Annotated in this window: 17 protein-coding genes; 13 read left to right on the top strand and 4 right to left on the bottom strand. The window is 66.1% G+C overall.

What is annotated here, in order from left to right; translation table 11 throughout:
* Positions 1-231: 231 nt before the first annotated feature.
* Genes purT through EET13_RS02975 form a run of 3 tightly spaced genes read left to right on the top strand, consistent with a single transcriptional unit; the run spans position 232 to position 3,311 of the window.
* Positions 232-1,605 carry a formate-dependent phosphoribosylglycinamide formyltransferase gene (purT, locus tag EET13_RS02965; protein WP_122440890.1) on the top strand — a complete coding sequence of 458 codons (1,374 nt, stop codon included), beginning with the start codon at positions 232-234 and terminating at the stop codon, positions 1,603-1,605.
* The gene (locus EET13_RS02970; protein WP_122440891.1) at positions 1,602-2,024 is read left to right on the top strand and encodes a rhodanese-like domain-containing protein; all 423 of its coding nucleotides are present in this window, start codon (positions 1,602-1,604) and stop codon (positions 2,022-2,024) included. Before purT ends, EET13_RS02970 begins: the two co-directional genes overlap by 4 nt.
* A 57-nt stretch (positions 2,025-2,081) precedes the next feature.
* On the top strand, positions 2,082-3,311 hold the full coding sequence (locus EET13_RS02975) for an O-succinylhomoserine sulfhydrylase (RefSeq protein ID WP_122440892.1): 1,230 nt from the start codon (positions 2,082-2,084) through the stop codon (positions 3,309-3,311).
* A gap of 373 nt (positions 3,312-3,684) precedes the next feature.
* Here EET13_RS02975 and EET13_RS02980 read toward each other — a convergent pair whose 3' ends face one another.
* Positions 3,685-5,100, bottom strand: coding sequence for an NAD(P)/FAD-dependent oxidoreductase (locus tag EET13_RS02980; protein ID WP_122440893.1), 1,416 nt, complete (start codon positions 5,098-5,100; stop codon positions 3,685-3,687).
* A 276-nt stretch (positions 5,101-5,376) separates the two neighbouring features.
* On the opposite strand from EET13_RS02980, the gene lpqS reads away from it, so the two are divergent.
* Both lpqS and EET13_RS02990 read left to right on the top strand, forming a co-directional pair.
* A complete protein-coding gene (lpqS, locus tag EET13_RS02985; protein WP_136623092.1) occupies positions 5,377-5,793 on the top strand; it encodes a putative copper homeostasis (lipo)protein LpqS in 417 nt (138 codons plus the stop codon).
* Positions 5,794-5,944: 151 nt separating this feature from the next.
* The gene (locus EET13_RS02990) at positions 5,945-7,105 is read left to right on the top strand and encodes a PPE family protein (protein ID WP_122440895.1); all 1,161 of its coding nucleotides are present in this window, start codon (positions 5,945-5,947) and stop codon (positions 7,103-7,105) included.
* 47 nt (positions 7,106-7,152) lie between these two features.
* Here EET13_RS02990 and EET13_RS02995 read toward each other — a convergent pair whose 3' ends face one another.
* Together EET13_RS02995 and EET13_RS03000 are read right to left on the bottom strand one after the other, a co-directional pair.
* On the bottom strand, positions 7,153-7,779 hold the full coding sequence (locus tag EET13_RS02995; protein ID WP_122440896.1) for a hypothetical protein: 627 nt from the start codon (positions 7,777-7,779) through the stop codon (positions 7,153-7,155).
* A gap of 79 nt (positions 7,780-7,858) precedes the next feature.
* On the bottom strand, positions 7,859-9,046 hold the full coding sequence (locus tag EET13_RS03000; RefSeq protein WP_122440944.1) for an acyl-CoA dehydrogenase: 1,188 nt from the start codon (positions 9,044-9,046) through the stop codon (positions 7,859-7,861).
* 35 nt (positions 9,047-9,081) lie between these two features.
* Here EET13_RS03000 and EET13_RS03005 point away from each other — a divergent pair, with 35 nt between their 5' ends.
* The 7 genes from EET13_RS03005 (at position 9,082) to EET13_RS03035 (ending at position 15,302) form a co-directional block, all read left to right on the top strand.
* Entirely contained in the window at positions 9,082-9,462 is a 381-nt protein-coding gene (locus EET13_RS03005; RefSeq protein WP_122440897.1) for a DUF3054 domain-containing protein, read from the top strand.
* Positions 9,463-9,487: 25 nt separating this feature from the next.
* On the top strand, positions 9,488-10,402 hold the full coding sequence (locus EET13_RS03010) for an SAM-dependent methyltransferase (RefSeq protein ID WP_122440898.1): 915 nt from the start codon (positions 9,488-9,490) through the stop codon (positions 10,400-10,402).
* A gap of 3 nt (positions 10,403-10,405) precedes the next feature.
* A complete protein-coding gene (locus EET13_RS03015) occupies positions 10,406-10,885 on the top strand; it encodes a GNAT family N-acetyltransferase (RefSeq protein WP_122440945.1) in 480 nt (159 codons plus the stop codon).
* Entirely contained in the window at positions 10,882-11,967 is a 1,086-nt protein-coding gene (locus tag EET13_RS03020; protein WP_122440899.1) for an LLM class flavin-dependent oxidoreductase, read from the top strand. Before EET13_RS03015 ends, EET13_RS03020 begins: the two co-directional genes overlap by 4 nt.
* Positions 11,964-13,079 (top strand): LLM class flavin-dependent oxidoreductase, encoded by a 1,116-nt coding sequence (locus EET13_RS03025; protein ID WP_122440900.1) that lies wholly within the window; start codon positions 11,964-11,966, stop codon positions 13,077-13,079. Before EET13_RS03020 ends, EET13_RS03025 begins: the two co-directional genes overlap by 4 nt.
* Positions 13,076-14,398, top strand: coding sequence for an NtaA/DmoA family FMN-dependent monooxygenase (locus tag EET13_RS03030; protein WP_122440901.1), 1,323 nt, complete (start codon positions 13,076-13,078; stop codon positions 14,396-14,398). Before EET13_RS03025 ends, EET13_RS03030 begins: the two co-directional genes overlap by 4 nt.
* A 205-nt stretch (positions 14,399-14,603) precedes the next feature.
* Positions 14,604-15,302: a class I SAM-dependent methyltransferase gene (locus EET13_RS03035; RefSeq protein ID WP_122440902.1), complete on the top strand. Its 699-nt coding sequence runs from the start codon at positions 14,604-14,606 to the stop codon at positions 15,300-15,302.
* 318 nt (positions 15,303-15,620) lie between these two features.
* Here the strand turns inward: EET13_RS03035 and EET13_RS03040 are convergent, their stop codons facing one another.
* The gene (locus EET13_RS03040) at positions 15,621-18,386 is read right to left on the bottom strand and encodes an MMPL/RND family transporter (RefSeq protein WP_122440903.1); all 2,766 of its coding nucleotides are present in this window, start codon (positions 18,384-18,386) and stop codon (positions 15,621-15,623) included.
* A gap of 651 nt (positions 18,387-19,037) precedes the next feature.
* On the opposite strand from EET13_RS03040, the gene EET13_RS03045 reads away from it, so the two are divergent.
* Positions 19,038-20,807: an AMP-binding protein gene (locus tag EET13_RS03045; protein WP_122440904.1), complete on the top strand. Its 1,770-nt coding sequence runs from the start codon at positions 19,038-19,040 to the stop codon at positions 20,805-20,807.
* Positions 20,808-21,277: the final 470 nt, after the last annotated feature.

The following is a 21,277-nucleotide window of genomic DNA, read 5'->3' on the forward strand; positions in this document are numbered from 1 at the left end:
TGGCGCGAGTCCCGTCGCTCACCTGACCCACGTCCGCATGCGCCAAGCGAACACCGGGCTGTGAGCAGGGTTACACAAAAACTCGTCAAATGAGCGCAGAAGCGCCTTTCTCATATCGTGCCGCTGGGTATCGCCCGCTAACCGCATTGCCGCGGCTCCCGTCGCCGTTCGGCGCCCCTATCCTTGAGCAGCGGGCCAACTACCGATTGAACCGATTGAAGGGGTGAGCTGGTGACTGACGGCTTGACCGAGGGACGCGATGAGCTCACCGGTAGGGACGAGCAGCCGGCCGCCGGCGACGCTGCGAACGCCGCTCGCGACGACCAGACGACGGCCCTGCGGGTGCCGCCCGACGCACCTCCGCAGCCGGTCACGCCGGGCCCCGGTGGCCGGCCGCGGGTACTGCTGCTGGGCTCGGGTGAACCCGGCCGGGAGCTGGCAGTTGCGCTGCAAGGACTCGGCGCAGAGGTGATCGCTGCCGACAATCATGCCGAGGCACCCGCTCATCGCGTCGCCGACCAGGCGCTGGTCGTCACCATGGCCGATGCCGACGAGCTGGCGGCGCTCTTCGCCCGGCTGCATCCCGACTTCGTGGTGACGCTTACCGATGCGGTCAGTGTCGACGCGCTCGAGGCTCTCCAAGCCGGCCATGCCCCGCGGGCCGAGTCCGACGGCTGGTACGCCGAGCTGGTCCCCGGCGCCCGCAGCGTCCGGCTGACGCGTGATCGGGAGGGCTTGCGCAAGCTGGCCGCCGACGAACTCGGCCTGCCTACCGCGCCGTTCTGGTTCGTCGGGTCGCTGGGCGAGTTGCAGGCGGTGGCCGCCCACGCCGGCTACCCGCTGATGGTCAAACCCGTCACCAAGGTGAGCGGTCGGCAGCGGTCGGTGGTCCGCGGGCCCGAAGAGATCGAGCGCGCCTGGCACCTGGCGGTGGGCGGCGAGCTCGCGGGCACCCGGCCCCGGGTGTGGGCCGAGACAGTGGTCGATATCCAGGTCCTGGTCACCCTGTTCGTCGTGCGCACCGAAGGTTCGGGCGGACCCGAGATCACGTTCTGTGCGCCGATCGGTTATCGCGGCGCAGACGACCGGGATGACCAGGACCTGGAATCCTGGCAACCGCAGCAGCTGAGTACCGCCGCGCACGACTCGGCGAGATCGATCGCCGCGCGCATCGTCAAGGCGCTTGGCGGCCGGGGCGTCTTCAGTGTCGACTTGATGGTCAACGGCGATGAGGTGTACTTCGCCGACGTCACCGCGTGGCCGGGCGACAGCGCCTGGGTTACCCTGCGCAGCCAGCGGCTTTCCGCCTTCGAGCTGCAGGCCCGGGCCGTCATGGGTCTGGGGGTGGACACGTTGATGGTGTCGCCCGGCGCTGCCCGGGTGGTCGGCCCGGGCCGGGCCGCCGCGGGCGTGGCGCCCAGCGCCGAGACGCTGACGGCCGCGCTGGGCGTCCCGGAAAGCGATGTCCGGGTGTTTACCAGCGTCGGTGCCCGTGCTCCGCGCAAGCTCGGCGTGGCGCTGGCCACCGCGCCCGAGGTGGGCACCGCCCGCGACCGCGCCCGGGACGTCGCCGACCGGCTGGGTATGCGAGACTCGGGCAAGTGAGCTACGCGGGAGACCTGACGCCACTCGAGGCATGGAAGATACTCAGCGACAACCCACAGGCTGTGCTGGTGGACGTGCGGACCGCCGCCGAGTGGGAGTTCGTCGGGGTGCCCGACCTGTCCAGCCTTGGCCGCGACGTCGTCTACGTTGAGTGGAACACCGTAGACGGGGCACGCAACCAGAACTTTGTCGCCGAACTGCGCGACACCATCCCGCCCGCGGACGGCTCGGGTGAGCGGCCCGTCGTTTTCCTGTGCCGCTCCGGTCATCGCTCCATCGGTGCCGCCGAAGCGGCAACCGGCGCCGGGATCACACCGGCTTACAACGTGCTGGACGGCTTCGAAGGGCACCTCGACGCCGAAGGGCATCGTGGTGTAGTCGGTTGGCGGGCAATCGGATTGCCCTGGAGACAGAGGTGATCCGACGATGAGCCGCGGTGATGGCGTGGACGCCGGTGTTCCCGGGATGGGGCGCCGATGACCGACGAGCCTTCGGTCCGCACGCCCAGGCCGCTGCCCGACGGGGTCAGCCCGGCCACCATCGGGGTGCGTGGCGGCCTGTTGCGGTCGGAGTTCGACGAAACCGCCGAGGCGATGTATCTGACGTCCGGCTATGTCTACGAGTCCGCGGCCATGGCCGAGCAGTCCTTTGCCGGCGAACTGGACCACTTCGTGTACTCGCGCTACGGCAACCCGACCGTATCAATGTTCGAGGAGCGGCTGCGACTCATCGAGGGAGCGCCGGCGGCATTCGCGACCGCCAGCGGCATGGCGGCCGTGTTCACCTCGCTTGGGGCGTTGCTGGCGGCCGGGGATCGGTTGGTGGCCGCACGCAGCCTGTTCGGATCGTGCTTTGTGGTATGCAGTGAGATCCTGCCGCGCTGGGGAGTGGAGACGGTTTTCGTCGACGGCGACGACCTTTCCCAGTGGGAGCAGGCGCTGGCCGACCCCGCCAAGCCCACCCGGGCAGTGTTCTTCGAGACGCCGTCGAATCCCATGCAGTCGCTGGTGGATATCGCCGCGGTTACCGAGCTGGCTCACGCTGCCGGCGCAAAAGTAGTGCTGGACAACGTTTTTGCTACTCCCTTGCTGCAGCAGGGTTTTCCGCTCGGGGTGGACGTGGTGGTGTACTCAGGCACCAAGCACATCGACGGACAGGGCCGGGTGCTCGGCGGCGCCATCCTCGGCGACAAGGAGTACATCGACGGCCCGGTGCAGAAACTGATGCGCCACACCGGCCCGGCGATGAGCGCCTTCAATGCCTGGGTGCTGCTGAAAGGGCTTGAGACGCTGGCAGTTCGGGTGAAATACAGCAACTCTTCGGCGCTGCGCATCGCGGCGTTCCTTGAAGGTCATCCCGCCGTGAGTTGGGTGCGCTACCCGTACCTGCCGTCGCATCCGCAGTACAACCTGGCCAGGCGGCAAATGGCCGGCGGCGGAACCGTCGTCACCTTTGCGCTGGACGCTCCGGAGAGCACGGCCAAGCAACGCGCGTTCGAGGTGCTCGACAAGTTGGCGCTGATCGACATCTCCAACAATCTCGGCGACGCCAAATCCCTTGTCACGCATCCGGCTACCACGACGCACCGGGCAATGGGACCGGAGGGTCGCGCCGCAATCGGATTGGGTGACGGCGTGGTCCGCATCTCGGTCGGTCTCGAAGGCACCGAAGACCTGATCGCCGATCTGGACCACGCTTTGAGCTAGCCGGCGTCTGTAGTGCCCGGCTGTCGCTCTCTTAATCCGTTGGGAGCGTCGAGTGTACGTTGGTGGCGTCGAGTGTGCGTGGGGGGCGTCGAGTGTGCATGGCGGGCGTCGAGTGTGCCGCCAGGGCGGTCCGCGGCATTCTTTCCCGCCCTACACGCACGCTCAAAGCCGTCAACGCACACTCGATACGGCAGCATCACAGCCGACCCCACGAGCACCTAAGTCATTCCCGAAAATCCGCCACCGCAAGAGGTTTGAGCGATGATACGGGCGGGCAGACCGCGAACCGGCCTCCCGGCGACTGCTGCGGCGTAGATGATGGCCGCCGGCCACGGGAGGCCGGCGCGACTACCGCGGCATCTTGGGCGGCGAGCTAACCGGCCGCTCGTTGTTCGGCCCGTTCGGCCTGCTCGGCGGCGGCCAGCGCGCCTTGTTCGGCGTGCGCCTGGACATAGCGCATCGCGAGCCTGGCGTAGACCATCTGGCTGGTGATGGCCATCTGGCCGCGGGTGCGGCCCAGGAAGGCCAGCCCCCAGGAGTACGCGGCGGCAATGCGGTTGCGGTGGCCCACCAGGTACAGCAGATGCAGCAGCAGCCACGCCAGCCAGGCGAAGAAGCCGGCGAACTCGATCTTGCCGATCTTCGTGACCGCGCTGAAATGGGAGATCAGGGCCATGCTGCCCTTGTTGACATAGTGGAACGGCTTGCGGTTGGCCGGGTCGTCGTGGCCCTTCACCGCGTGCTTGATGATCGTGGTCGCATATCGCGCCCCCTGGATGGCGCCTTGAGCCATCCCCGGTACTCCGGGCACCGCCATCAAATCACCGATGACGAAGACATACGGATGCCCCTTGACGGTCAGGTCGGGTTCCACGACAACCCTTCCGGCGCGGTCGGTTTCGGTTCCGTCGGATTGTTCTGCCACCATCTTGCCCAGCGGGCTGGCCTGTACGCCGGCAGCCCACACCTTGCACGCGCAGTCGATGCGGCGTTCGGTGCCGTCCTTGTCCCGCACCGTGATGCCCTTGTAATCCACCGCCGTCACCATGGCGTTGAGCTGGACTTCGACATCCATCTTCTCGAGCTTCCGCTGCGCCTTGAGGCCCAGCTTCGGCCCCATCGGCGGCAACACGGCCGGCGCGGCGTCGAGCAGGATCACCCGGCACTCGCTGGGGGTAATGGTGCGAAACGCCCCGGCCAGGGTGCGCTCGGCGAGCTGGACGATCTCACCGGCGAGTTCCACACCGGTGGGCCCGGCCCCGACCACGACGAAGGTTAGCCGGCGTTCGCGCTCGGCATGGTCGGTGGCAACTTCGGCGGCCTCGAAGGCGCCGAGGATGCGGCCGCGCAGCTCCAGCGCATCGTCGATGGTCTTCATGCCGGGTGCGAAGATGGCGAAATCGTCGTTGCCGAAATAGGACTGCTGCGCTCCGGCCGCCACGATGAGACTGTCAAATGGCGTGACCGTCTGCATGTCCATCAACTTCGACGTGACCGTCTTGGTGTTCAGGTCCGTGTCGATGATCTCACCCAGCAACACCCGCACGTTCTTTTGGTTGCGCAGGATCAGCCGGGTGGTCGGGGCGATGTCACCCTCGGACAAGATCCCGGTGGCCACTTGGTACAGCAGCGGCTGGAACAAATGGGTGGTCGTCTTGGAGATCAGGGTGATGTCCACATCGGCGCGCTTGAGCATCTTGGCTGCATTCAGGCCGCCGAACCCGCTTCCGATGATGACGACATGATGGCGCCTGCCGACCGACGAGCCTTCGCTGGATGGGGGCGTCATGGTCCTCCTTCGGTCGCTTCGACATTCCGGGTAGTCACTGCAGCGCATGTACACCGTACGACTCCACCGGGCAAACGTCGATTGTTTCCAGGCCCCCAGGTGCGCCGAGCCCAGTCCTGGGCCGCTGCGCGGCCCACCCTACGAGAAAACCCTCTGGCGCCCAATATCTTTGGTTGATTGACGGTACCGACGGCTGCTATCGCGATGAACGGCCGCGCCAAACCGGCCCGCGACTCAACCATTGCACTATACCGGTGGGGGGTATATGATGTCGCGGTGGACATCCGGCAAACGGGCGCGGTCTCGAGACTGCTGGGCCGATCCGCGCTCGTCGCGGTGCTGGCCGCGTTGCTGCTCGGGGTGGCGGGCGTTCATTGCGGGTTGCCACGATGGGATTTTCACCCGGCCCAGCTGTCCCCGTCGCTCCCGGCTGCACCGGCCGATCAATTGATGATCAACGGCGAGCACGCGCTGCGTTCCGACGCTCCGACGCCGCTGTGTCCCGGCAAGCTGGCGACGGCGGCGCTCCCGCAGTCGGTGACCGCGGCCGCGGTCGCGGTGCTCGCGGTGGTCGGTCTGGGTGGCCTGCAAGCCGACCCGGTGGTGTTCGGTGGGCGCAGCCCGCCCGCAGGGCCGGGCTGCGTCATCTCCGGTCGGGTGCTCTTGACCCGGCTCTGTTTAGCGCGTCGCTGAGGCGTTAACCACCGCGCCCGTTCGTCGGCTCGGCAGTAACTCCCGATGGCCTTGACGGTCATTACCTCAGACGTCAAAGACGTTTCGCAGCAATGTATCTCACGTACAGTGCGTCGCGTGCAGAGCTAATTCAGTTGGAGGTCAAGGCGCAATGGACTTCGGCGCGCTGCCACCCGAAGCCACTTCGGCCAAAATGTATGCCGGCCCGGGAGCCGGGTCGCTGCTGCTGGCGGCAGCAGCGTGGGATGAGATAGCCGACGGGCTCTACCGCGCCGCAACGTCCTGCGCCGCGACCATTTTCGCCGTTACCGGCCAAACCTGGACAGGACCGGCATCTGTCGTGATGGCGACGGCGACGGCCCCCTACCTGGCATGGCTGACCGCGACGGCGGAGCAGGCCCAGCAGAGCGCTGTTCAGGCGCGGGCGGCCGCCGGCGCGTTTGAAACCGCGTTCGCCGCTGTGGTACCCCCGCCGTTGATCGCGGCCAACCGGGCGCTGCTGATACGGCTGAGCGCGACCAACGTGCTGGGTGTCAACACTCCCGCGATCGCCGCCGCGGAAGCCGAATACGGGGCGATGTGGGCGCAGGACGCGGCCGCCATGTATGGCTACGCGGGCGCTTCGGCCGTGGCGTCGACGCTGGCGAGTTTCCCGCCGCCTCCCGAGATGACGAATCCGGCCGGGCTGGGGGACCAGGTCGCAGCCGCCGCGCAGGCGGTCGGCACCTCGACGCTCGGCGTCATCTCGACGGTGCCCCTGGCGCTGCAACAGCTCGCCCAGCCGGTAACGGCGTCGGCATCCGGGTGGAACTTCGCGGAATGCCTGAGCCTGCTGACCTCGTTGACTTCGCCCACCAGCGCGGCTGCCTCGACGATGAGTTCGACGATGTCAACAATGTCCTCGGTGAGCTCGGTGGCAAAGCTTTTCAGCTCCTCCACCACTGCGATGGCCAGCGATGCCGCAACGCTGGGCTCGGCGCTGTCCGGTGTCGAAGCGGTCGCGCCGGCGGCAGGGCTTGTCACGGCGGGGACCGCATCGGTCGCCACGGCCGAGGCTGGCAAGGCCGCGTCGCTGGGACCGTTGTCGGTGCCACCGAGCTGGACCGCGGCCGCGTTGGCGGCCCGCCCCGTGGCCCCGCCGGGTAGCGCTGCGGGTGTTCCGGCAGCACCACCGGGCGGCAGCGGAAACCTGTTGGGCGGGTTGCCCATTGCCGGAATGCCTGGCCGCGGCGGTGGCAGCGGTCTCAACGGTGCGACGTCACGGGCCGGGACAGCCCCCACGGTGATGCCGCGCCCGCTGTCCGGCGGATGAGCCGGCCCGGTCCCGGTGCGCCGCGACGGACCGGACGACGGGCCGGCTCACGGCCAGCCGCTGGCGTTGGTGGCGTATCTGGCGTTGAGCCCGGTGCAGAAATCCGCGGCCGTGCCGGCGAGCAAGATGTAATAGACCTCGGTGCGACGCAGATCGCCGTCGGTCGGGGTAGTCCAGCCGTTGTTGCACATGGCGTTTTCACTGCCCGCCGCCGACCGGCGCCAATTGGTCTTGACGCAGCTGACCAATGCGTCGACGTTGGCGGTGCTGCTCTTGGCCGCGACCAGCATCGCCCCTCCCCACAGCCCGTCGGTACGCCGGTAGGCGCGGGCTGCGAACGGGGGACCCGATCCCGCACCGTTGCCCTGGCAGGCCAATGCACGGTGCAGCAGCACGAAGGGTGCCGCCAGCTTCGGGTCGGTCACCGAGGCGGCCGCGGTGATGAATTGAGCTGCGTCCGAGCCGTCAACCTCTTGGACATTCGGGTTGTTGAGGCCGGTCAGCTGCTGCGAAAGGCCCGCCGCCGCGCCGGTGCCGGCGATCATCGGACCGCTGCCGGTGGAGGTCATCGGCGGCAGCGTAACGGTGGGGTCGGCGACTGTCTTGGGCGCTACTGTCAGAATGCCCAGCGACAGCCCGCACACAGCGACGGCGACAACGATCCGGTGTGACATACGCCCATCATCTACTGTCCGGGCACCACGGGTAGGGCGGATTCGAGCAGAACGTGCTGAACCATCGCCCCGGGCCGGCTCAGCGGAACGCGGCCATGCCGGTGAAGGCCTGGCCGAGCACCAGCTGGTGCATCTCGGGGGTGCCCTCGTAGGTCAGCACCGATTCCAGGTTGACCATGTGCCTGATCACCGGGTACTCCAGCGATATTCCGTTGCCGCCCAGGATGGTCCGCGCGGTGCGGCAGATCTCGATCGCCTCGCGGGTGTTGTTGAGCTTGCCGAAGCTGACCTGATCGGGGCGCAGGCCGACACGGTCTTTGAGCCGTCCGAGATGCAGTGCCAGCAGCCGGCCCTTGTGCAGTTCGACAGCCATGTCGACCAGTTTTGCCTGAGTCAACTGGAATCCGGCGATGGGACGGCCGAATTGAGTGCGCTGCAGCGCGTAGTCGAGCGCGGACTGCCACGCGGACCGCGCGGCACCCATTGCGCCCCAGACTATTCCGTACCGAGCCTCGGACAGGCAGGCCAGCGGCGCCCGCAGTCCAATAGCGTTGGGCAGCATCGCTTCGGCGGGCAGCCGGACATCGTCGAGCACCAATTCACTGGTGATCGACGCCCGCAGTGAGAGTTTGTGATGAATCGTGTTGGCGGTGAAGCCCGGGGTGTCGGTGGGCACGATAAAGCCGCGGATTCCCTCGTCGGTGCCGGTCCACACGATCGCGAGGTCGGCGATCGAACCGTTGGTGATCCACATCTTTCGCCCGTCGAGCACCCAATCCGAACCGTCACGTCGCGCCCGCGTTTTCATGGCGCCCGGGTCGGACCCGGCGTCGGGTTCGGTAAGCCCGAAACAGCCGACCAACTCGCCGGCCGCCATGCCGGGCAGCCATTGCTGCTTCTGCTCCTCGGAGCCGTTGTGCCAAATGGCGAACATTGCCAGCGAACCTTGCACCGATACCAACGACCGGATGCCGGAATCGGCGGCCTCGAGCTCCAGGCAGGCCAAGCCGTAGTGGACCGCGGACGAGCCCCCACATCCGTAGCCGTGCAAATGCATTCCCAGCAAGCCCAGTTGGCCGAACTGTTTGGCCAGCTCGCGGGCCACCGGCAGGTCGCCGTTCTCGAACCACTCGGTGACGAATGGCGTTACCTGCTCGGCACAGAATTGCCGTACGGTGTCGCGCACCGCGAGTTCATCGGCGGACAGCGACGCGTCCAGCCCGAGCGGATCGTAGCGGTCGAACGCGGGTGGGGTATCAGTGCTCATGACCAACATCCTGCCCGGCCCGGTAATCTCGCTCCATGCAACCGCGGCGCCGGCTTTCCTGGATGGGCGCGTTGGCCACCGACGTGGTCGCCGTCCTGATCTTCTGCACCATCGGGCGCCGCAGCCATGCCGAGGGCATCAGCGTTGCCGGCGTCGCGACAACCGCGTGGCCGTTTCTGAGCGGGACCCTCACCGGATGGCTGGTGTCGCGGGGCTGGCAACGGCCCACCAGCGTGACGCCCACCGGGGTGATGGTCTGGATCGGCACCGTGGCGGTCGGCATGGTGTTGCGCAAGGCCACGTCGGCCGGTGTGGCGGTGAGTTTCGTCGTGGTCGCCTCGTCGGTCACCGGCGTGTTGCTGCTCGGTTGGCGTGCGGCCGTCGGGCTGAGGCTGCGCCAGCGTTCGGATGTTTGACGAGGCCCTGACGGGGTGAGGGCAGATGGTACGCACCGATGACGACGACTGGGATCCGACCACCGGCGTCGGGGTAACCGCGACCTTCGGCGCGACCGCCAGGGCCGTCGCCGCCGGCGCCGGGTTGCTCAACGATCCGTTCGCCGAACCGCTGGTTCGGGCCGCGGGGGTGGGGTACTTCACCCGGATAATCGACGGCCAACTGGCCCAGAACGACGAGGCCGACGAGGCCGACAACCGGACAACCTCCGGTCTCATCGACATCCTGGTGACGCACACCCGGTTCCTCGACGGTTTCCTTGCCGACGCGGGCCGGGCGGGGATTCGTCAGGCGGTGATCCTGGGGTCTGGCCTGGACGCCCGGCCATACCGGCTGTGGTGGCCACCGGGAACAACGGTGTACGAGATAGACCAGCCGCGAGTGATCGAATTCAAGACGGTGGTGTTGCGCGGTCTGGGCGCCAAGCCGACCGCCCACCGTCGCGCGGTCGGCATGGACCTTCGTCAGGATTGGCTGGCGGCCTTGTGGCGGGCCGGTTTCGACGCGGAGCAACCCACGGTGTGGATTGCCGAGAACCTGCTCGTGGGCTACCTGCCCCCGGGTGGGCAGGAGCGCTTGCTCAACGACCTCACTGCGGTGAGTGCGGCGGGCAGCCGGTTCCCCGCCGATCACATGCCCACGTGGACACCGTTGCAGCAGAAGGCCGGACGGGCTTTCGTCGACCGCTGGCGAAAGTTCGGCCTGGACGTGGACCTGGCCGCACTGACGTATCCGGGCGAATACCGCTATCTTCCGGAATGGTTGGCATCCCACGGCTGGGAGACGGTGGAACGCGACGTCGTCGAGCTGTTCGGGGTGATGGGAATGCCGGGCCGCCGGAGTGCCCGGCCCCGGGACGTGGCTATCACCCCTCGGTATGTCACCGCGACGCGGAGTTAGGTGATGCCCGAATTACGGTTCGTTGCCGCAACACTCCACGACCCGCTGGCGCAGCCGCTGCTCAACCAGCTCGCCGTCGAATACGCGCAGCGCTACGGCAGCACGCCGCCCGTGGTGCTGGCATGGCTGACGCGCAGCCCGGCCTCCGAGTTCGCGCCACCCGATGGCGGCATGATGATCGGTCTGCTCGGCGACCGTCCGGTGACCGGCGGCGCGTTCTGCCGCCGCGATGCCGACACCGCCGAACTCAAGCGGGTCTGGACCCACCGCGAGCATCGCCGCCGCGGATACGCCAGGGCGCTGGTGGCCGAGCTGGAAGCCGAGATCGCGGCCCGCGGTTACGGCAACGTCTATCTGGTAACCGGCGACCGTCAACCCGAGGCCGAGGAGCTGTATAGGGCAGCTGGCTACACCCGGCTGCCGGAGCCGTTGCCCTCTTCGGGTCCCGTCCTGCCTGTCGCATTCCGAAAAGAGCTGACATGACGGATCTCCTGCATTTGGCGGTCGCGCTGGACGGGTATGGCTGGCACCCGCAAGCCTGGCGGGCCACTGTGGCGGTCGAGTCCCGGTCGGTGCTCAGCGGCGGCTACTGGGTCGACGTCGCGCTGACGGCCGAACGCGGGCTGCTGGACTTTCTGACCGTTGACGACAGCCTGATGCCGCAGCCGGGCCGGCGCGAGCGGATCGATCCCCGGCGCCTGGCCGGCCGCGCCGACGCGGTGCTGGTCGCGGCCCGCATCGCCCCGGCGACCCGGCATATCGGTCTGGTTCCGGTGGCCACGGTCACCCATACCGAACCCTTCCATATCTCGAAAGCCATTGCCACGCTTGACTTTGTGTCGCACGGCCGGGCCGGCTGGCAGCCGCGGGTCAGCGTGACCGCCCACGAGGCGGCCCTGTTCGGTCGCCGTTCGCTGCAGCCCGACGAATTATTCGAGGAAGCCCGGGATTGCGTCGAGGTGGTGCGCCGGCTCTGGGACAGCTGGGAAGATGAGGCGGTGATTCGCGACGTGGCCACGGGCCGCTACGTCGACCGGGACAAGTTGCATTACATCGACTTCACGGGAAAATATTTCGCGGTCAAGGGACCGTCGATAACGCCGCGGCCGCCGCAGGGTCAGCCGGTGGTGGCCGCCCTGGCGCATGCGCTGCCGGCCTACGAGTTCGCGGCCGTCGCAGCAGATCTGGTCTTCATCACGCCGGTCGAAGACTCGCTGACCGACATCCTCGATGATGTGCGTGCCGCCGGAGGCGGGTTGAAAGTCTTTGCCGACGTGGTGGTTTCGTTCGGCGGAGCCGCCAACTTCCGGTCTGATGCACTGGTCTGGGCCGGCAGCCCGGCAGATCTTGTTGAGCTGCTGCTGAATTGGCAGCGCTGCGGCATCGACGGTGTGCGGCTGCGGCCGGCGGTCAACGTCACCGATCTGCCGGTGATCGTCGACCAGGTGGTGCCGCTGCTGCAGCGCGCCGGCCGGTTTCGAACGCACTATCGCGATACTGAAACGCTGCGCCAGCGACTCGGCCTACCGGCCGCGCCCAACCGATATACGGCGGTGAACCCGTGATCCCACTGTCAATCCTGGACCTGTCGCCGATCAGCGCCGGCAGCGACGCCGCGACGGCATTGCGCAACACCGTCGAACTGGCCCAACATGCTGAGCGGTGGGGCTATCGCCGTTACTGGATCGCCGAGCACCACTTCGTCGCCGTCGCCAGCGCGGCCCCGGCGGTACTGATCGGTCAAATCGCCTCGGCTACCAACAGCATTCGGGTGGGCTCGGCCGCGGTCCAGCTCAGCCACACCACCGCCGCCGCGGTGGTCGAGAGCTTCGGCATGCTCGACGCGTTCTATCCTGGGCGCATCGATCTCGGCCTGGGCCGGTCCGCACTGCGACGCGGCGTAAAGCCGCGAGACCCGGCCAAAGCCCGCGAACCGCGGCCACCGGTTGAGTGGCGCGAGGTCGACGGTGTGGTCATCCCGCCCCCCTTCGACGTGCGCACCCTGCTGTCCAGTGGCCGGGTCCAGGCCACCATGGCGATCCTGCAGCAACCCGAGACGGTCGCACGCGACTTCGCTGAGCAGGTCGGCGACATCATCGCCATGTTGACCGGCACCTATCGGGTGGACGGTTTCGACGTCCACGCGGTACCCGGGGAAGGGGCCGCGCTGACCCCGTGGATCTTCGGCAGCAGCAAGGGCCACAGCGCGCTGCTGGCCGGGGCGCTGGGCCTGCCTTTCGTGGCCAGCTATCACCTGACCCCGGCCACCGCACTGGAAGCCGTCGACGCCTATCGCGCCGCCTTCGTCCCGTCGGCCTACTTGGCGCGGCCCTATGTCGTGGTGTCGGCCGACGTCGTGGTCGCCGACGACACTGCCACCGCCCGGCACCTGGCAGCCAGCTACGGGCATTGGGTGTACTCCATCCGCGTCAACGGAGGCGCCATCCCCTACCCCAACCCCGCCGACTGTGCGCCGCTGACCGAGGAGCAGCGCGCCGTGGTAATCGACAGGCTGGCAACGCAATTCGTGGGCGACCCCGATGAGGTGGCGCAGCGGTTGCACGCACTGCAGCGGGTCGCCGGTGCCGACGAACTCGTCATCACCTCGGTGACGCACGGTCACCAGGACCGGCTGCACTCACACGAACTGATCGCGCGCAGCTGGGGGCTGATGTGAGTCGCAGGCCCATTCACCTCGCGGCCCACTTCCCGGGGGTGAACAACACCACGGTCTGGGCGGACCCCGACGCCGGTAGCCAGATCGAGTTCGACTCGTTCGTGCATCTGGCCCGCACCGCCGAACGCGGCCTGTTCGACTTCCTCTTTCTCGCCGAAGGGCTGCGGTTACGCGAGCATCGCGGCCGGATCTACGACCTGGACGTGGTGGGTCGCCCGGACACCTTCACCGTGCTGGCGGCGCTGGCCGCCGTCACCGATCGCATCGGCCTGACCGGGACCATCAACACCACCTTCAACGAACCGTTCGAGGTGGCAAGGCAATTCGCCACGCTCGACCACCTGTCCCGCGGCCGCGCCGGTTGGAACATCGTCACCTCGTCGGATGCGTTCACCGGCGCCAACTTCCGCCGCGGCGGTTTCCTCGACCACGGCGACCGCTACGCGCGGGCCGAGGAGTTTCTGGCCGTGGCCCGAAAGTTCTGGGACAGCTGGGCGCCCGGCGCGGTGCGGGCCGACGTCGACCATGGCGTCTACGTGGACCCGGAGCGAATCGGCAGCATCGAATACTCCGGCAAGCACTTCGACGTGCGGGGGTTCGCCGCCCTTCCGGCGGGACCGCAGGGACACCCGGTGCTGCTGCAGGCCGGCGACTCCCCGACGGGACGGGCCTTTGCCGCCCGCCACGCCGACGCTGTGTTCACCCTGCACGCATCGCTGCAAGAAGGCCAGCGCTACTACGCCGACATGAAGGGCCGGGCCCGCTCCTATGGCCGAGACCCGCACCGGCTCAAGGTGTTTCCCGCGGCGACCGTTGTCATCGCAGACACCGCGGCCGAAGCGCAGGACAAGGCGTGGCACATCCGCCGTCAACAGGTCAGCGGGGCGACCGCGATCGCGATGTTGGAGCAGGTCTGGGGCCGCGACCTGTCGGGCTACGACCCGGACGGCCCGCTGCCGGATGTGGACCCCGTTGCCGACGGTGCCATCAGCCAGGGCCGCGTCCGCCACGCCGATCCCGTCGCGCTGGCCCGTCGTTACCGGGAACTGGCCGAGGCGGACAATCTTTCGATCCGGGAGTTGGTCATCGCGGTCACCAGCCGTCAGCAGTTTGCCGGCACCGCCGCTCACATTGCCGACGAAATGGACCGCTATGTGCAGGCCGACGCCTGCGACGGGTTCATCCTGGTGCCGCACCTGACACCGCGCGGCCTGGACGAATTCGTCGACCGGGTGGTGCCGCTGTTGCAGGAGCGCGGTGCGTTCCGCGCCGAGTACGCCGGTACGACGTTGCGTGAGCATTTGGGTCTGGGGGCCTAGCCCGCACGGTGTAAGGCTTGTCCGGCCCCAAGCTGAGGGGCCGGCTTGCGGGCGGGGTGATGGCACGGTAGCTTAATGGCAACCATAGTTGACAATATTTGGGGTGGCTTGGCGTGCGGGGGCGCAACCCCGTAAAAGTCACTGCCATGGCACTCCGACGACCGTCTGGAGTACGTCGAGCGGTCGAGCAGAGAAAGCTACCGAAATGCCGCGCAGCACAACGACGTCCGGCAACAGCGCGGTGACGCGGGACGGCAGCGCGGTCGAGATCTACCGGCGGATGCCGTCGCTGGGAGAGATCGAGCAGGTCCAATCATTGCTGGTGCCCAACAGCTCGGTGCTCGATCTGGGTGCCGGCACCGGACGGGTTGCCGACGCACTCGCCTCGCTCGGCCACCGCGTCACCGCCGTCGACGACTCGCCTGACATGCTGGCGCAGATCTGCAAGGCACGCGCGGTTGCGGCCCGCATCGAGGACCTCCGGTTGGCCGAGACATTCGACGCGGTGCTGCTGATGTCAAACCTGGTCAATTATCCAAACGCCCAGCTGCGCAGAGCGATGCTGGCTACCGTTGCTCATCATCTCTCGCCGACCGGGCGGGCCGTCATTCAGTGGGCGCCACCGTCATTACTTGCCTCTCGGCCGGCGGGCTGGACCAAGTCGTTGCCGGCCAACGGAGTTGAGGTGACACTGACGGTTCACTCCAACTCCGGCGGCATCACCACCGGCGAGTTCACCTTGGCCGCCGACGGCCAATTGTGGCGCCAATCGCTGGTCCTGCAACGAGTCAGCGTCGCGACGATACGTGACGAACTGATGGCGGCAGGGCTGGGCCTGACCACCGCCGCGCCTGACTCGACGCGATGGCTGCAAGTCACGTCGTTACCGGCCGCTGTCCGCTGACCCGGAGAGGAGGTGATCTACGTGGCTTACGAGCTCCTGTTCGGCGAAGTTGAGATGACGTGCGCGAGCGCCTTCTTCGTCACCGGTGACCTGGCTGAGTGAAGCCACCGGTGGAGCGGCCGCCCGGCACAGGGCGGCCGCTCCACCGGCCGGTGAGCTGCGCTGGGTTCCGGCGGTAGCCACCGTGGCAATCGATCCAGGGCACGGGTCATCGCCGTGAGCAGCCGTCGGCATTTCTCCGGCACCCCAACGCATATCGCCCAGCAGATCGACCGCTCCGTGTGGGCCGGCTCGTGCGACCGGCGCAGCCTGGTGCCGCTACTGCAGCAGCGCGGCGTGTTGCGCACCGAGCACGTCAGCCTGACACCGCGCGACCACCTCGGGCTGCCGCCGTGAGCGGTGCACCTGACGCGGCCACCAGAACCAGCGACCCAGCAGGGTCGCGATCGCGGGGGTCATGAACGAGCGCACGACGAGGGTGTCGAACAACAGCCCGATCATTATCGTGGTGCCGATTTGGCTAACGACCCGCAGATCGCTGGTCACCATCGAACCCATAGTGCAGGCGAACACCAGCCCGGCGGTGGTGACCACCTTGCCCGTGCTGGCCAAGGACCGGATCATGCCGGTCTTGAGACCCGCCCCCATTTCCTCTTGGAATCGCGAGACCAGCAGCAGGTTGTAGTCCGAGCCGACGGCCAACATCACGATGACCGCGGCGGCGACCACGCTTCTGGTAATGGCCAACATGACGATGAAGACCAGCGACAGCGACGCGACGATGGCGATGATGAGGTCGTAGACGGTGCCGACGTGGATATCTTTGAAGGTGGCCGCGGTGCCAGCCAGGTGAATATTGGCGCTTGCCAGAGGGGTTCCCTTCACGGCCTCTTCGGCAGCCCGGGTGATGGGGTCGACCTGGGCGATGCCTTCAGGACTGGCGGGATCTCCCTTGTGGGTGATGACGAACCTCGCCGACTTGCCGTCGGGAGACAGGAACAGCCTCAAACCTCTTTGGAAGTCCCGATTCTCGAAGGCTTCCGGCGGCAGGTAGAACGTGTCGTCATTGTTGGAAGCGTCGAACGCCATGCCCATCGCGGTCGAATTTCGGGTGAGGCTTTCCATCTGATTGATCAGGCCGGAGAACGAGCTGGTCATCGTCAGGGCAATGGTTTTGACGGTCTCCATTGCGGCGATCATCGTCGGCAACTGGGCAAGTAGCGGCGGCTGTACGGTGTCACCCCGGGCAAGGTCATGTGTGAAGTTTCCGATATCTTCGCTGAGTCGGTCGACGTCATCGATGCTGTCGAAAAGGGACCGCAGCGACCAGCAGACCGGAATGTCGAAGCAATGACGCTCCCAGTAGAAGTAGCTGCGAATCGAGCGCCATGAGTCGTCGAAATCGGCTAGTCGGTCCCGCAATTCGTCACTGCTGGCCTGCATGTGTTCAGCGTGATCAGCCATGTCGTGGGTGATATCGCTAAGTTGTCGCGTCAAAGCTTCGGTGCGCTTGGTGATGTCGATCATGTGTTGCAGCTCGTCGGTGATCCTGGACAGATCCGCCACGCGTTCTTTGAGATCCTGCAGGTTTTCGATCGCCACCGCGCTTTGGAAGCTCATCTGAAACGGTATGGAGCTGTGGTCGATCGTGGAGCCCAACGGTCGGGTAATGCTCTGCACCATAGCAACCCCGGGAATATGGAACACTCCCTTTGCGATTCGTTCCAGCGTGAGCATGTCCGTGGGGTTACGTAGGTCGTGATCGGTCTCGATCAGCAGGACGTCTGGTTCCATTCGGGCCTGTGAAAAGTGGCGGTCCGACGCGCGGTAGCCGACATTGGACGGTGCTTCGCCGGGGATGTAGTAGCGCTCGTTGTAACCGGTCCGATATCCCGGCAGGGCAAGGATTCCGAGCATAGCCACCAGCGTGGCTGCGGTGAGGACGGGACCAGGCCATCGGACAACAGCGGTGCCAATGCGGCGCCAGCGCCGCGTTGTTGTCCTGTGCCGAGGCTCGAACGCGCCGAATCGGCCAGCTGTGCCGATCACGGCCGGCGCCAGGGTGAGGGAGGCCAGAATCACCACGATCAGACCAAGCGCGCAGGGGGCCGTGAGGGTGTTGAAGTAGGGAAGCCTGGTAAAGCTCAGGCAATACATCGCCCCGGCGACGGTCAGGCCCGATCCCAAGACCACGTGCGCTGTACCACGAAACATCATGTGGTACGCAGCTTCTCGGGACTGGCCGGCTGTGCGCCCTTCCTGATAGCGGCCCACGAGAAAGACGACGTAATCAGTAGCGGCGGCGATAGTCAACGCCACCAGCACATTGACGGTGAAAGTGGACAGTCCCACGACGCCGTTGATGGCCAGGACACTGGTAATGCCGCGGACCGCAAGTAGTTCGATACCGACGATGAGCAGGGTACCGACAGCGGTGACCACTGACCGATAGGTCAATAGCAGCAGTATTGCGATCACCGCAATGCTGATGGCCGTGATCTTCTGCAGGCTACGGTCGCCGTAGCTCACTCGATCGGTGCCCAGCGGACCGGGGCCCGTCACATAGGCCGCGACGCCCGGTGGCGCCGGCACGCTGTCGACGATGCGTCGAACCGCTTCGACGGATTCGTTGGCCCGCCAACCCCCCTGATCGCCCGCGAGATACAGCTCCACATATGCGGCCTTGCCGTCGGCACTTCGCGCGCTCGCCGCGGTAAGGCTGTCTCCCCAGAAGTTTTCGACGTATTCGATGTGGGCCTTGTCCCGGGACAGCTGGTCGATCAGAACGTTGTAAAACCGGTGTGCGTCATCGTCGAGCCCGCTCTGAGTCTCTAGCACCACCATGGCCGTGGTGTCGGAATCGAACTGCTGGAAATTCCGGCCGATGCGCTTCATGGCGATCAGCGACGGTGCGTCGCGGGAGCCGAGGGTCACCGAGTGCGCTTTGGCGACCTGTTGCAGTTGGGGCGCAACGATATTCACCGTGACCGTCAACGCCACCCAGAACAGCATGATGGGCAGCGACCATCTTCGGATGGCCGGCCCGGCGGCAGCGCGGTATCGCGTGCGTCTCCGGGTGCTCATGCGGACTTCGCCGCGCAGCTGATGTGGGCGTGATTGACGTCGACCGTGCGTGCGCCACGGATCATCGCTTCGGCGTCGCCGCCGTCCGGCCGGTTCCGCCGGGAGGTCGCGGCTGCGGGCAACCCCCCGTCGATTGCGGCGCCGACGGTGTGCGGCCAAACCATATCGTGCGCGGGGGGCGGCGGCCCGCATAAAGCGAAAAGCTGAGTAACAATGATCGCCTCTTTCCGTTGCGATTTCAACATAAAAGCACGGCTACGGGCCGCGGAACAATTGCTCCGATAAACCCGCTCACAACCTGCACGCCGAGCTCAGAGGGTACACCGCGGAGGCATCTTTTCAGAGGGATTACGGGATCAAACTATTGGAGCAATTGCTCCGCTGGCAGGCACTTCCCTACCCGTATACCCGGATGTACGATACAGCTCGGCGGGTCCGGCCGATAAACCTGGGCCGTGGATAATAGAACAATTGCTCCGGTTGACCAGGTTATTCCAGTAGGTGCCGGATTATCGAAGCGCGGCAGGTGTAAATGACGATGCTGGACATTGTTACAAACCTGTCGCTCATTTATCGGACGCCGATGGTCTCCTCGGAAGAGCTGGCACGCTCGCCGCACCAATTGATCATGAATGAAGGAAGCCCATTCTCATGACTATTATCTCGGTGTTGCGGGAACGGGCGATTGCCACTCCCGACAATGACGCTTTCGTGTTTGTCGATTACGACGCGCGCGGCGCCGCGCGCATGGCCAAGCTGACCTGGCGGCAATTGCATAGCCGGACCACCGGTTTGGCGGCCTATCTGACAGGTTTGAACAAGCGCGCCGAACAACGGCGGTCTGCCGCGATATCCGCACCACCGGGTCTGGATTACGTGGTTGGCTTTCTGGCGTCCCTTTGCGCAGGCTGGACGCCTGTTCCGCTACCAGAACCGCAGGGGACCGTGCAAGACAAGCGGACCGGGCTGGCTTTGCTCGACTGCGCTGCCGAGATTGTGCTGACAACATCGGAAGCCGAACAAGCGGTCAGGTCGACGCTGGCCGCCTATGGGCGGTCCCGAGTTGAACCGATCCTCGCGGTGGACGCATTGGCTGATCTCTACCCGTTGACGAACGATGACGTCGATATTCATGATTGCCGGCCGCCGGGCAGCAGCTCCTATCTGCAGTACACATTCGGGTCGACAGCGGCCCCCCGCGGCGTGGTGCTAACTCTGAACAATGTCGAGAGAAATCTCGAACACGTCCTTCGTGATTATTTCCCGGAAAAGAATGAACGCACCGCGCTGCCCGGTTCGGTAGTATCGTGGTTGCCGCTTTATCATGACATGGGATTGGTGCTTGGCATCTTCTTCCCGTTGCTGACGGGATGTCCGTGTACCCTCATTAGCCCAGATTCATTTATCCGTAGACCAGCGCGCTGGATCAGGCTTCTCGCAAGCCACAAGGCGCCGTTTTCTGCTGCGCCGAATTTTGCTTTCGATCTCGCGGCAGCAAGGATTTCTGACGCGGATATGGTGGGTCGTGATCTAGCCGGCGTGCATACCATCATCAGCGGTGCCGAGCGTGTGCAGCCGACCACTTTGCGCAACTTCCTGAACCGGTTTCGTCCCTATGGTCTTCGGCCGGAGGCGGTTAGGCCGTCGTACGGCCTGGCCGAAGCGGCGGTATTCGTCGCGACCACCAAAGCGGGAACACCGCCGCAGTGCGTTGACTTCGATGCGCAAAGCCTGACCCGCGGGCACGCAGCGTTAAGGAATGCGGAAACCGAGCGCAGCACGCGGTTGCTGCGCTACCACAACTCGGGCGACGAGCCACTGCTCAGAATTGTGGATCCCGACTCGCGTACCGAGTTGGGTCCGGGTGAGGTCGGCGAGATTTGGGTGCGCGGCCGGAAGATCTCGCGCGGCTATCACAATGCGGACGAGACGGCGAACCGGGAGCAATTTCGTGCGGTCCTGCGCCAGGCGCATGCCGACACTCCGAACGCGCCATGGCTGCGGACCGGGGACATGGGGTTCATGCTGGAGGACAGCCTCTTTATCGTCGGGCGCATCAAGGACCTGGTCATCCAAAACGGTGCAAATCACTATCCGGATGACATCGAAAGCACCGTCAAGGATTTCACCGGCGGCAGAGTAGCCGCATTTTCACTGCTCGACGACGCGGGCGAGCGCCTGGTCGTCGTGGCCGAGCTGAAGGTCGCTGCGGCCGCCGATCAATCAGCCGAGTTGGACGTGTCGACCATGAAGAAAAGCGTCATGGCGGCGGTGTCCAGATCGCATGGCCTACGGATCGCCGATCTGCTGTTGGTGGGGCCCGGCACCATCCCGAAGACCACTAGCGGCAAGATCAGCCGCACCGCCTGCATGAAGCTGTACACCGCGGACAGATTCGAGCGAATCAAGGCCTCGCCGTGACGGATTCGGCACCTGTCGACCGCTGCCGCAATCAGCGATTGGATTTCGGGTCTGCATTCGTGCGTGCGGTAGAAACGTTCCTGGCCTGGCTATGGGCAAGCGGCGGGGTTCTCAGTTGGTCATGGCCCTATCGCCGCGTCCTGGTTTGCTACGGAAGTTGTCCGCCGGCTCGTGGTGGTAAAATAACGCATTTCTCGAGATTTCTTGAGCAGGGTTGAGTGGTGCGAACCGGGTGCCGAGTTAAGCCAGGGTTCAAGGCGACGCCGTGCGCGGCGATGTTGTGGTTGCGTGCTTCGTTCAACCGGCCGGCACGTGCTGCTTGTTGCTCGTGCCCACTGCGCCGGCATGTTTCAATGACGTGCGCGGGTTCTCGTGTTCGTACCCTGCGAACTGGCCAACCGTCCCATCCCGGGGCGCCGAATGACTTCGGCAGCATCGCCTGGTCGGCCAGGGCGCCGAGTCCTCGGCTT

The sequence above is a fragment of the Mycobacterium attenuatum genome, from assembly GCF_900566085.1.
Classification (GTDB): Bacteria; Actinomycetota; Actinomycetes; order Mycobacteriales; family Mycobacteriaceae; genus Mycobacterium; species Mycobacterium attenuatum.